Here is a 12,487-nt window from a genome sequence, read left to right as displayed (position 1 = left end):
ACGCTTGGAACAGCCCATCACGTTGGTAGGGTTAACAGCCTTGTCCGTAGAAATCATCACAAACTTCTCGGCACCGTATTTCACGGCAAGATCGGCAACGGTGCGCGTGCCGAATACGTTCACCTGGATGGACTCGGAAACGTTGTCCTCCATCATCGGCACATGCTTGTAGGCGGCCGCATGGAAAATATACTGGGGCTTGAACTCCTTGAAGATATCCTCCATGCGCGTGGCATTGGAGATGTCGGCTATGATGGTCTCGGCATCAATGTCACGCCAACGGTCCTGAAGTTCCAGACGGATGTCGTGCAGAGGGGTCTCGGCCTGGTCCACTAAAATAAGTTTATAGGGATTGAACGAAGCCACCTGGCGCATGATTTCGCTACCGATGGAGCCGGCGGCGCCCGTAATCATCACACGCTTGCCCTCCAGATGAGAGGCAACCTTATGGATATCTATCTCGATGGGATTGCGCTGAAGCAAGTCCTCAATCTGAATTTCCTTCAACTGTGTGCGGCTCAGCGCCTGACCGTTCCACTCGCTCCCAGGAGGCGCGGTCATCAGTTTGATGTTGTGCACCAGCAGGCGGTCAGCCATGTCGGACTTCTTCAGTTCCTCCATCTTGGCAGGAGAAATGATGATGGTCTGCACATCGCGGTCGTTCAGCACATCAATCAGCGTATCATCGTTGGGGAACACCCTGACACCCATCATCACCTTGTTGATAAGCTCAGGTTCGTCCGCAATGAATCCGCGCAGACGGTAGTGGTTGCGCAGATTGACACGCAATGCCTTGGCAATGTTGACCCCGGCTTCCTTGGCACCGTAAATAAACACATTGGCACTGTGGGTGCCGTCGAAGTTCAGCGCCTCGAAGAAAGTCTTGACAATCACACGGGAGCATGCCATCATGGCAAAGCTGATGATATAAGACATGAACAGCACGCTGACCGGAGCCAGGTTAAACTCCAAATAGCTTTCCGTCAGGACGCTCGTTATCATCAGCAGTGCATACGACACCGTCAATGACACAAAAATGCGCATGATATCCACAAAGGAAGAAAAGCGCAACACATTGGAATACGTACGGAAAACACGGAAGAAAATCAAGTTGACAACAACCGTCCATAAAATGGTCTTGTCAATGGTAGAGGATTCCAAAAAAATGCTTCTGAAATCATATCGGAGAGCATAGGCCAACAGACTGGATATGACGATGATAAATACGTCAATTAATAGAATAGTCCATATCGGAAGCACTTTCGCGGAAAGATACCGATGAAAAAAATTTCGCTTCATTTCGCTTGACAGTTTTGTTTTAGGCGAGGCAAAGATACACTATTTTAGTCAAAACGGACAAGAAATCGATAAAAAAATGTTATAATAATTATTTATCGTCTATAAAGAAACTATCCCGCCTCCCTCGTTTTAACAGTTGGAAAGCGGGATGGAAATAATTTTACCCCAGAAAATGCGGTATCCGCTACATCAGATTACTTGCCAACTCGCTCAACTGGCTACGTTCTCCTTTCACCAGATTGACATGGGCAAACAAGTTCTGGTCCCTCATACGGTCTATCATATAAACAAGCCCATTGGACTGACTGTCCAGATAGGGTTGGTCTATCTGCTGAATATCACCGGTAAACACCATTTTTGTGCCTTCACCGGCACGGGTGATGATGGTCTTAATCTCATGCGGAGTCAGGTTTTGGGCTTCATCAATAATACAGTAGGTCTCGCTCAAACTGCGCCCGCGGATAAAGGCTAATGCCTCGATGACCAATTGTTCACTTTTTTGCATATCCTCCAAGCGTTTCACTTCAGAGGAATTGGCAGCGAACTGATGCTTGATTACATTCAAATTATCGAACAAAGGCTGCATGTAAGGAGCCACTTTCTCATTGGCATCACCGGGAAGGAATCCAAGGTCTTTATTGGATAGGGCCACGATGGGACGTGCCAGGAGAATCTGCTTGTAGTCGGTAAATTTTCCCAATGCGGCGGCCAATGCCAGCAGGGTCTTGCCGGTTCCCGCCTTGCCGGTCAGGGCAACCAACTTGATGTTCGGGTCGTTCAGCACCTCAAAAGCAAAGCTCTGCTCGGCATTGCGCGGCTCAATGCCATAATTCTTTGTCTTGTGGACCCGGCAAATCGAATGGGCAAAGGGATTATAACGCGCAAGCACACTGCTGCGGTCACTCTTCAGCACAAAACATTCGTTGGGACGAATGATGTCCTTAAAATCGAACTCGTTGATGTCCAGTCCTTCTTTGGAAGAATAAATGCGGTCTATCAGCGCAGGGTCAATACCCTCGAACACTTCATTCGACTTTTCGAATATATCCACATTGATTACCTTATCATTGATGTAGTCTTCGCACAGCAGACCGATGGAACGCGCCTTCATGCGCAGATTCACGTCTTTCGTGACAAGGATGGTTTTCATTTTAGGCTTTTTGGTAGAAAGCCAGTCCACTACCGACAGAATCTGATGGTCGGGGATGCGTTCGGGAAAGGAATCACGTACTCGGGGAGAGTCCACCATGCCTGCCACCACAAACAGACGGCCTAAGCCCTCTCCCAATGGCGCCCCTTTGGTGAACAGATTATCATCGGTAATCAAATCAAGCTCACGGACGAACTCACGCGCATTGAAATTAATCTGCTCATTACCTTTCTTGAATTTGTCCAGTTCTTCAAGGACTACGATGGGAAGATAAATGTCATTCTCTTGAAAATTCTTCAAACAGTTATAATCGTGAAGAATCACATTCGTATCAATCACAAAATTTTTCTTAGCTCCCATACACGTTAGATTTAAATTGTTAATACCTTTGCATAAGCTTAAGATAAGCTACACTGCAAGCAATTTCAAGCAAGCTTGATTGCGTTCGGTCTGCATTATCTTTGTCGCTTTTAAAGATAACAAATTAATAGGGAGAAAGGATTGCTTCTCCGTTAAATATTATAAAAGATGGATTATCAGGACACTTTAACTTACTTATATAACAGTGTGCCCATGTTTCAGCAAGTGGGCGGCTCAGCATACAAGGAAGGGTTGGAAAACACTCTGACCCTGGACGCACACTTCGAACATCCCCACCGCAGTTTCCGCAGCATTCATGTGGCTGGTACCAATGGAAAGGGTTCCTGCTCGCATACGCTTGCCGCCATACTGCAAGAGGCAGGATACAGGGTCGGGCTCTATACCTCGCCCCATCTGGTGGATTTCCGGGAGCGCATCCGGATTAACGGACAGCCTATACCCGAGGAATACGTCATCCGTTTTGTAGAGCAGGAACGTGGCTTCTTCGAACCCCTCCATCCCTCTTTCTTTGAGCTGACCACCGCCATGGCCTTCCGCTACTTTGCCGATGAAAAGGTGGATGTAGCCGTAATCGAGGTGGGACTAGGCGGACGCCTGGACTGTACCAATATCATCCGTCCGGATGTATGCATCATCACCAACATCAGTTTTGACCATACCCAATTCCTGGGGGACACCTTGGCAAAAATCGCAGGAGAGAAGGCAGGAATCATTAAAAGCGGTATCCCCGTTGTAATCGGCGAGACCACTCCCGAAACGAAACCGGTATTTCTGGAAAAAGCACAGACAACGGGTGCTCCCATCTACTTTGCCGAAGAGAATGACCGTGAAGACTATCCCGGAATAGAATACGAACTGAAAGGGCTCTACCAGCAGAAAAATGCCCGGACCATCCTCACCGCCCTCCCGCTACTGAAAGAAGCCGGCTACCGACTGGACGGACAAGCAGTGCGCAGTGGCTTTGCCCGTGTGGTGGAACTGACGGGCTTGATGGGACGCTGGCAAAAACTGCAGGACTCGCCCACCCTGATTTGTGACACCGGCCACAATGTGGGAGGTATCACCTACATTACAGAACAACTGAAACAGCAGGCTTACCGCCAGCTACACATCATCATAGGCATGGTGAATGACAAGGATATACGGGGGGTACTGGCCCTGCTGCCCCGGGAAGCGACCTACTACTTCACCAAAGCCAGCGTGAAGCGAGCATTGCCCGAAAGCGAACTACAGGAGCTTGCCGAAGCAGCAGGTCTGGAAGGACATTGCTATCCTGATGTACCTGCCGCCGTGCGGGCCGCACAAGAAAAAAGCCTCCCGGAAGATTTCATCTTCGTGGGAGGCAGCAGTTTCATTGTGGCCGACTTGTTAGCGAACCGCGATGCACTCAATCTCTACTAAGGCATCTTTGGGCAACGCCTTCACTGCCACAGCCGAACGTGCCGGGAAAGCACCGTCAAAATAGGTGGCATATACCTTGTTCATATCAGCGAACAAGGACATGTCTGCCAGAAAAACGGTTGTCTTCACAATATTCGCCATGCTCAGACCTGCCTCTTCCAGGATATGCTTTATATTCTCCAAGGACTGGCGGGCTTGCGCTTCCGTACCTTCAGCTATCACTCCGGTAGCTGCATCAATAGGCAACTGACCTGATACAAATACCATTCCACTGGCTTCGATAGCCTGGCTATAAGGGCCTATGGCGCCCGGTGCCTTCTGGCTGCAAATCACTTTCTTCATGATTGTCAAAGTTTGTTTTTATTAATAATCGAGTCTATTTTCTTTTTTGAAATAAAAAAAATCCGAAGTATATGCAGTATTCCGGAAATCCACGCATTTTATAAATAAAACAACGTAATTTCACTCATAACCTGTTATACCTAGACTTAACTCATTTAACACGGGGGAGTTCCCCAAAACAGAGGCTCTGCTTGCGAAAGCAGAGCCTTTATTCTATCCCATCCCTTTACTTGCAATGCTTCTCAATCAAAGCATCCACATTGGGGTCACCCAATTCCTTTGCCTTGGCAAAGCTGGCACAAGCTTCCTTGTCCTTCTTCATCTGCAGCTGGGCGATACCCATCAGACGGTAGGCCTCGGCATACTTAGGGTCTTTCTCCAGAGCAGCCTTCAGCACATTCAACGCCTCTTCGTAACGTCCCACGCGAAGATTCACCACTGCCAGTTCGGCACGGTAAGTCAAATCCTCCGGATTCAGTTCGATGGCTTTCGCCATATCGTCCAGCGCACGCTGGTACTGCTTGGCCTTCAAAGCAGCCTGCTCACGGTAATAGTAGAACATGTCGTTCACTTTACCGTTCACGGCATTGTAATAGGCGTCATAATCCAGCATGGCATTACGCGCCTGGTCTGCATTCATACGGGCTTGGGCACGCTCCAACAAATAAGGGGCGGCCTCCTCCGTATAGGGCTGGGTAAAGCGGGCCACACAACTGTCCATCAAAGCCAGTACCTCCTCGGCAGGCGCCTGCATCAATTCCTTGGTCTTGGCGGCACTGAAGAAGGTGGCCGGAGAGGCCAGAATGGTCTTATTCACTTTATCATAGCTGGTAAATGCCGACGGATAGTCCTGCTTGGCAAACTGGATGTCACCCTCCAACTGGACATAAACCGGAAGCTCGTCAATGGCTATCGCTTTCCGTACCTCGTCCAAAGCCTTGTCGAGCGACCAGTCCTTATAAACTTTCTCGGGCTTGCCCAATGCATAATTATAGATTATCTTGGCCCGGTTGTAATACACATCATCTTTCTTTGCGGCAACCTCCAAAGCCTTATCCATATCTGCGGCGACCTTATCCATGGAAGCATCTTCACGGGACATGAACAGATGCTGGGAAGCACGGCGCAGATAACCGTCGGCACTGGCAGGATATTGTGCAATGAAATCGTTCAGAGTCTCCATATACTTCTCCGGAGACAGTTGGGAAGAAGCCATGTAGAGGAACACCAAAGCCTGCTCTTCGGTATCGGGCAATGCCTTCTTAATACCGATGCCCTTCAATGACATATCTCCATAAGACAATGCGGAGATATTCTGCGACATGGCGAAATTGGCATCAATGGCATAGCAGATGGTAGCCGTGTCTTGTCCGGAGGACTTCTGCGCAAGGCCGAAGACCTGCCCGTCCACAGTCATCAGCGGACAACTCACCATCTTGTCCTTCAAACGCATATCAAGTGTATAATAGGAATAGTTACCGGAAATCTTATCAGCTTCCTTTACTTTCCCGGCAGTGAAGGAACGGTCCTTCTGGGTGGAATAAGGCAGCAGATATACATCCGCACCGACGGCCGGAGCCACAGCAGCCAAAGTGAGTGCCGTGACTTTCTTTCCGGGGATGCCGACACGGAACTTGACAACATCGTACATGTCATCAGCTCCCATAATGGCCTCCACCGGCATCTGTGCCCCGTCCGAGCTCATCACAACGGCGCGCCGGGCACCTTTGAACAAGGTGTAGTCAGAAAGCGCAACGCCATCTTCAGTGACAAAAAAGCCGTTTCCAGTATTCAGTATCTTATCGTCCTGGTCGTAGGTCACCACCGAAAAAACGGCACGTTTGGCTTTGTCTACCCACTTCGGGGCTTGTGCCACACTCCACTGAGCCAATAAACAGAGAGTGAGCATCAACAGCAATTTCTTTTTCATATCTTAGTTGGTTCTTTGTTTTACCGCTTCATAAATCAAAATGCCGGCTGCAACGGAAACATTGAGGGACTCGATGGTTCCCAACATGGGAATCTTCACCCACTCGTCACACAACGCCAGGTTGTCATAGGACACCCCCTTGTCTTCGGCACCCATAATGATGCACATCGGACCGGTATAGTCGGCTTTGGTATAGTCGTAATCGCCTTTCTCCGTGGCTGCCACGATATGGAAACCACTATTCTTGAGGAATTGCAGGGTCTCTTTCAGGCTGTGTTCGCGGCAAACGGGCAAAGTGTGCAAGGCTCCTGCCGAAGTTTTCATGGCATCTGCGTTGACTGATACACTGTTCCGTGCAGGGATAATCACGGCATCTACCGCCGCACACTCGCAAGTACGGGCAATGGCGCCGAAATTGCGGACATCCGTGATGCCGTCGAGCATCACAAACAGAGGATTCTTGCCCTGCTCGAAAAGGAAAGGTACCAAGTCCTCCGTCTTCTGGTAAGTGACTGAAGAGATGAAGGCAATCACTCCCTGGTGATTCTTACGCGTCACGCGGTTGATGCGTTCCACCGGAACGCGCTGTACCGGTATCAAAGTCCCTTTCAAGACAGCGAACAGCTCTTTTGACAAATCACTCTGAATGTCCTTCTTTACCAATATCTTGTCTATCTCTTTTCCTGCCTGAATGGCTTCTATCACGGCACGGACGCCGAAAATCATTTCACTGTTATCAACCATATATGGGTATTTACTATTTGACGATTTACTATTTACTATTTGATACTTCCAGCAATGCTCTGGCATTGTTCAGTGCGGCTTCGGTCAGCTTAGCACCACTCAGCATATGGGCTATTTCTTCCACACGTTCATCGTCGGTCAGACGACGGATGTGACTGTTTGTTTCCGTCTCGTTGTCCTGCTTGTACACCTTATAATGGGCGCGTCCGCGGGCAGCAATCTGGGGCAGATGAGTGATACTGATTACCTGGCGGTCCTGCTCGCCCATCTCCTGCATGATATCCGCCATGCGGTCGGCTATCTCGCCGGAGACTCCGGTATCTATTTCGTCGAATACAATGGTAGGAAGCTTGACGGCACCGGCTATCATTGCTTTGATGGAGAGCATGACGCGGGCTATTTCACCACCCGAAGCTACGGAGGAGACGCTTTGCAATGCCCCGTTCTTATTCGCGGAAAACAAGAAGTTCACAGTATCCGCCCCGTGTATGCCCGGCTCTTTGCGGGCACCTATCTCTACCTGGAAACGGACATTGGGCATGCCCAACGGAACCAGCCGCGCAGCCATCTGCTTCTCCACTTCACGGGCAGCGGCAGTACGCGCCTTGGTGAGGACGGCAGCCTGCTTTTTCACCTTATTATATAAAGCGTCGCAACGCGCTTTCAGTTCCTCGATGTGCTCGTCGGACGAAGTGATGGCTGAGAGTTTGGCGGCGTATTCATCCGTCAACGCCAGAAGTTCACCGACAGTGGAAACGCGGTGCTTCTGTTGGAGCGTATAAATCAAGTTCAGACGTTCGTTCACTTCATCCAGACGTTCGGGGTTGAACTCTATTTCATCCTCCTTACCCGACACTTCCTGCGAAATATCCTTCAACTCGATATAAGTGCTTTCCATGCGTTCGGCAAGTTCCCCGGCAACCGGATAAACCCTCTGCAGGCCGAGCATCGTATTCAGGCATTCCTTCAGCCCGGACAACAAGCCTCCTTCGTCCGAGTAGAGCGTCTGCCCTACCCGATAGAGTCCGGCCTTTATCTCTTCCGCATGGCTCAGCGTATCTGCCTCTTGCTCCAGCTCCTCCTGCTCACCGGCAGACAAGTGTGCCTCTTCCAACTGTTCCAGTTGGAAACGGATATAGTCTTCGTCCGACTTATCCTGATTGGCACGGGCAACAAGGGCCTCCAAATCCTGCTGTGCCTGCTTCCATGCTCCGAAGATATGCTGGTAAGCAGACAAGGCCTCTTCGTTATGCGACAAGATGTCCAGTACATTCAACTGAAACCCTTCCTTGTTCAGCAATAGGTTCTGATGCTGGGAATGCACGTCAATCAGCTGTTCTCCCAACTCCTTCATCTGAGCCAATGAAGCAGGCGTGTCATTGATGAATGCCCGGCTCTTGCCCGAAGCGGACACCTCGCGGCGCAGGAGGCATTCTTCCTCGTACTCCAACTCATTCTCCTCAAAGAAAGGCTGCATACCGTAAGCGGAAATATCAAAACGGGCCTCAATAATGCACTTCGAAGCTCCTACACGAATGGCTTTCACATCGGCACGCTGTCCCAGCAGCAGACCGATGGCACCCAGAATAATGGATTTTCCAGCACCGGTCTCACCCGTTATCACCGAGAAACCGCTGCTGAAGCTGATATCGAGCTTTTCAATAAGCGCATAATTCTGTATGTAAAGCGAACGCAACATAAGGATATTGACGATTTGACGATTTACGATTTACTATTTACTATTTAAATCTTTCACCAGACGGTCTACGATGTCGGCAGCCACTTCGGCTTTGGACTTCAAGGGGTAGTCCGTCTTTCCCTGGTGGTCTATGATACTGATTTTATTGGTATCGCAACGAAAACCGGCTCCCTTGTCGTTCAGGGAGTTCAGCACGATGAAGTCCAGATTCTTGCGGTTGAGCTTGTCTTCCGCATTCATCTGCTCGTTATGAGTCTCAAGGGCAAAGCCTACGAGGAGGCGCCGTTGGTGCTCTGTATCGTTCTTCAGATTGCCTAAGAAAGCGGCTATGTCGCGAGTAGGTTTCAAGTTCAAACTCATCTCCCCGGTCTTTTCACGCTTGATTTTCTCATCCGCCACTTGTTCGGGGGTGTAGTCTGCCACGGCAGCCGTCAAGATGGCGGCATCGGCATGGACAAAGGCGGCGGATGCAGCCTCGAACATCTCCTGCGCCGACTCTACCGCATGGTACTGGTGCATCGGGAAGTAAGTGCCTTGCTGCACCGGACCGGCAATCAGTATCACCTTGGCCCCTCTGGCGGTACATTCATCTGCCAGGGCAAGTCCCATCTTGCCGGAAGAATAGTTGCCGATGAAGCGCACCGGGTCTATCTTCTCATAAGTAGGTCCTGCGGTTATTATCACTGTCTTGCCCACCAGGTCGCCATCTTTGGCAGCAAAGTACATTTCCAGGTGGCGGATGATATTCTCCGGCTCCTCCATACGGCCTTTCCCCACCAGATGGCTGGCGAGTTCTCCCGTAGCAGGTTCTATGATGTGGTTTCCATAAGAGCGGAGTGTATCCAGATTCTTTTGGGTGGAAGGATGGGCATACATGTCCAGGTCCATGGCAGGCGCCACAAACACCGGAGCTTTGGCGGAAAGATAGGTGGTAATCAGCATATTGTCTGCCACGCCATTCGCCATCTTGCCGATGGTGGAAGCCGTAGCCGGGGCTATCAGCATGGCATCTGCCCACAGACCGAGGTCCACATGGCTGTTCCAGGTGCCATCGCGTTGGGCAAAGAACTCACTGATAACCGGTTTGCTGGTCAGGGCAGAGAGCGTGATAGGGGTAATAAATTCTTTTCCGGCAGGCGTAATGACCACCTGCACCTCTGCACCACGCTTAATCAGTCCGCGAATAATATAGCATGCTTTATAGGCGGCAATGCTGCCCGTAATGCCCAATACTATTTTCTTCCCTTTCAGTATATTTGCCATTTATTTCTGAGTCATTTCACGCAGACGTATCTTGGTCAGCGTGGCTTTGGTATTCAGGGTAAAATCACTGTTCAGAATCCAGCTGTAATAGCCGGGATCGCGCTTCAGGACATCGGATACCGACATGCCCTTGTACTTGCCGAAGTTGAATACTTCCACACCTTTGTCATCGTAAACCATACGACCGGCAAAGTCCACATTCTTGTTGAAGCTGGAATAGTCGGCAAGGAAAGCCACGTCATTCTGCAACTCCGGATAGCGGTCCAACTGCGACATCAGCACTTCGTAGGTGGCACGTGTATCAGCCTCTGCCGTATGGGCGTCTTCCAAATTCTTGCCGCAATAGAATTTATAGGCAGCAGACAGCGTGCGTTGCTCCATCTTGTGGAAGATGACCTGCACGTCCACAAACTTGCGGCGGCTCATGTCAATGTCCACACCGGCACGAAGGAACTCTTCCGCCAGGACGGGGATATCAAAACGGTTGGAGTTGAAGCCCGCCAAGTCGCATCCTTCAATGTCATTGGCAATGTTGCGCGCCACTTCCTTGAATGTGGGGCAGTCGGCTATATCGGCATCGTAGATGCCATGAACGGCAGATGCTTCGGCAGGAATGGGCATTTCGGGGTTGATACGCATGGTTTTGGACTCCTCATTCCCGTTGGGATATACCTTGAGGTAACAAATTTCGACAATTCGGTCTGAGTTGATATTGGTACCCGTAGTCTCCAAATCAAAAAAGACTATCGGATTTTTCAGATTCAATTTCATTGTTTTTTCGTTTTATAAGCTCTGGCTATGAGCTATAAATTATAAGTTTAACTTACAAGCCACGAGCTACAAGTACCGTGCGGCATAATTGCGCAGCCACTTGTAGCTCGTAGCTCATAATCCGATTGCTAATATTCATCAGTCATTCAGCATCATCGGCATCAGCAGCATCAGCAAGTCTTCGTTCTCTTCCTGCTCTACCGGAATAATGACACCTGCACGTGAAGGATCTGCCAGTTCGATAACGATTTCATCGGCAGAAATGTTATTCAGAATGTCAATCAGGAAAGTGGACTTGAAACCGATGCTCATCGGATTGCCCGCATATTGGCAAACCAGTGTTTCTTCGGCCGATGTAGAGAAGTCGATGTCCTGTGCGGAGATGACAATCAGATTCTCCTGCATACGGAGCTTGATAAGGCTGCTTGCCTGCGAAGAGAAGATGGACACGCGGCGCAAAGCACCGAGCAGTTGCAGGCGGTCTACCGTCACTTTATAAGGGTTGTTCTGCGGAATCACAGAGTTGTAGTTGGGATAGCGACCTTCGATAAGACGGCACACCATGCGGTAGCTTTCCAGTGTGAACACAGCGTTGCGTTCGTCGAACTCGATAGTCACCATGCCTTGCTCTTTCGGCAGCAGATTCTTCATCAGCGAAGCCGGCTTCTTGGGCAGGATAAAGGCGGCACGTTCGTTACCTTTGGCGGCCAGTGTCTTGCAGCGCACCAGCTTATGACCGTCTGATGCCACCATCGTGATGTCCTCCGTTGTGATATCGAAATAGATACCGTTCATCACGGGACGAAGCTCGTCATCAGCCGTAGCAAACACGGCACGGTTGATACCACCCAGCAACACTTGTGCATCCATTTCCACACGTACGGCATTGTCACCCAACATGGCAGACTGCGGGAACTCGTCCGCATTCTGCCCCATCAGGCTGTATTTACCGTTCTGATACTGTACCGTGATTTCAAGGGAATCCGTATTGATTTCAAAAGTCAACGGTTGTTCGGGAATTTCCTTCAAAGCGTCCAAAAGGGTTTTGGCTGTGACGGCAAAACGGCCGTCCATATCACTTTCATTCACTTCGACCGTAGTGACCATCGTCGTTTCACTGTCGGAAACAGTTGCAGACAAGGTTCCGTCTTGCAGTTCAAAGAGGAAACAATCCAAAATAGGCAACGCATTCTTCGAATTAATCACACGGCTGATAGCCTGCAAATGACTGGAGAGCGCAGTACTCGAAACGATAAATTTCATATCTTCTGTATATTTAAGTTTTTTATTTTGCTAACGTCTTAGAAACCGTTTTTATCTTTTTCAAACTGACGGACAAAGTTAAAAAAAGAATTCCCTACGACAAAGAAATAGCAAGAAAAAACAGCCGAATATTCGTCTCATATTCCTAAAAAATTGTAACTTCGCCGCATCATTTAAAAAGAAAACAATGGAATTTACAGGAAAAATCATCGCTATACTCCAGCCCAGAGGCGGAGTTTCCAAG

Annotated in this window: 10 protein-coding genes; 1 reads left to right on the top strand and 9 read right to left on the bottom strand. The window is 49.5% G+C overall.

The window, feature by feature from the left end; genetic code table 11:
• The coding region (locus ABUA47_RS09310; protein ID WP_349831561.1) for a polysaccharide biosynthesis protein at positions 1–1,299 on the bottom strand (1,299 nt) is incomplete at its 3' end.
• Between the two features lie 184 nt (positions 1,300–1,483).
• Entirely contained in the window at positions 1,484–2,809 is a 1,326-nt protein-coding gene (locus ABUA47_RS09305; protein ID WP_138298405.1) for a PhoH family protein, read from the bottom strand.
• Between the two features lie 168 nt (positions 2,810–2,977).
• On the opposite strand from ABUA47_RS09305, the gene ABUA47_RS09300 reads away from it, so the two are divergent.
• Positions 2,978–4,231: a bifunctional folylpolyglutamate synthase/dihydrofolate synthase gene (locus ABUA47_RS09300; protein WP_035448828.1), complete on the top strand. Its 1,254-nt coding sequence runs from the start codon at positions 2,978–2,980 to the stop codon at positions 4,229–4,231.
• Here ABUA47_RS09300 and ABUA47_RS09295 read toward each other — a convergent pair.
• The 7 genes from ABUA47_RS09295 to dnaN all read right to left on the bottom strand — a co-directional run bounded on the left by ABUA47_RS09295 (position 4,199) and on the right by dnaN (position 12,243).
• On the bottom strand, positions 4,199–4,573 hold the full coding sequence (locus tag ABUA47_RS09295) for a RidA family protein (protein WP_119957814.1): 375 nt from the start codon (positions 4,571–4,573) through the stop codon (positions 4,199–4,201). The genes ABUA47_RS09300 and ABUA47_RS09295 overlap by 33 nt on opposite strands.
• 226 nt (positions 4,574–4,799) lie before the next feature.
• On the bottom strand, positions 4,800–6,503 hold the full coding sequence (locus ABUA47_RS09290) for a serine protease (protein ID WP_057256435.1): 1,704 nt from the start codon (positions 6,501–6,503) through the stop codon (positions 4,800–4,802).
• Positions 6,504–6,506: 3 nt separating this feature from the next.
• Complete coding sequence (gene rlmB, locus ABUA47_RS09285; protein ID WP_005831382.1) at positions 6,507–7,247, bottom strand: 23S rRNA (guanosine(2251)-2'-O)-methyltransferase RlmB; 741 nt, start codon at positions 7,245–7,247, stop codon at positions 6,507–6,509.
• 28 nt (positions 7,248–7,275) lie between these two features.
• A complete protein-coding gene (recN, locus tag ABUA47_RS09280; protein ID WP_087333018.1) occupies positions 7,276–8,946 on the bottom strand; it encodes a DNA repair protein RecN in 1,671 nt (556 codons plus the stop codon).
• Positions 8,947–8,979: 33 nt separating this feature from the next.
• Entirely contained in the window at positions 8,980–10,209 is a 1,230-nt protein-coding gene (gene coaBC, locus ABUA47_RS09275; protein ID WP_195587985.1) for a bifunctional phosphopantothenoylcysteine decarboxylase/phosphopantothenate--cysteine ligase CoaBC, read from the bottom strand.
• A complete protein-coding gene (locus tag ABUA47_RS09270; protein WP_005831385.1) occupies positions 10,210–10,980 on the bottom strand; it encodes a 3'-5' exonuclease in 771 nt (256 codons plus the stop codon). It lies immediately after the preceding gene.
• A gap of 138 nt (positions 10,981–11,118) precedes the next feature.
• Positions 11,119–12,243, bottom strand: coding sequence for a DNA polymerase III subunit beta (gene dnaN / locus ABUA47_RS09265; RefSeq protein WP_005831387.1), 1,125 nt, complete (start codon positions 12,241–12,243; stop codon positions 11,119–11,121).
• Between the last annotated feature and the right edge of the window lie 244 nt (positions 12,244–12,487).

Source organism: Bacteroides sp. RTP31139st1_H2_RTP31139_211217 (assembly GCF_040227615.1).
Classification (GTDB): Bacteria; Bacteroidota; Bacteroidia; order Bacteroidales; family Bacteroidaceae; genus Bacteroides; species Bacteroides uniformis.
The sequence above is the reverse complement of the archived record's forward strand: the minus strand, read 5'-3'. Positions and strand labels throughout refer to the sequence as shown.

What these genes read in the sequence shown, in the direction of transcription:
- ABUA47_RS09305 (WP_138298405.1), bottom strand. Translation starts at nt 2,809, where the DNA reads ATGGGAGCTAAGAAAAATTTTGTGATTGATACGAATGTGATTCTTCAC.
- ABUA47_RS09300 (WP_035448828.1), top strand. Translation starts at nt 2,978, where the DNA reads ATGGATTATCAGGACACTTTAACTTACTTATATAACAGTGTGCCCATG.
- ABUA47_RS09295 (WP_119957814.1), bottom strand. Translation starts at nt 4,573, where the DNA reads ATGAAGAAAGTGATTTGCAGCCAGAAGGCACCGGGCGCCATAGGCCCT.
- ABUA47_RS09290 (WP_057256435.1), bottom strand. Translation starts at nt 6,503, where the DNA reads ATGAAAAAGAAATTGCTGTTGATGCTCACTCTCTGTTTATTGGCTCAG.
- rlmB (WP_005831382.1), bottom strand. Translation starts at nt 7,247, where the DNA reads ATGGTTGATAACAGTGAAATGATTTTCGGCGTCCGTGCCGTGATAGAA.
- recN (WP_087333018.1), bottom strand. Translation starts at nt 8,946, where the DNA reads ATGTTGCGTTCGCTTTACATACAGAATTATGCGCTTATTGAAAAGCTC.
- coaBC (WP_195587985.1), bottom strand. Translation starts at nt 10,209, where the DNA reads ATGGCAAATATACTGAAAGGGAAGAAAATAGTATTGGGCATTACGGGC.
- ABUA47_RS09270 (WP_005831385.1), bottom strand. Translation starts at nt 10,980, where the DNA reads ATGAAATTGAATCTGAAAAATCCGATAGTCTTTTTTGATTTGGAGACT.
- dnaN (WP_005831387.1), bottom strand. Translation starts at nt 12,243, where the DNA reads ATGAAATTTATCGTTTCGAGTACTGCGCTCTCCAGTCATTTGCAGGCT.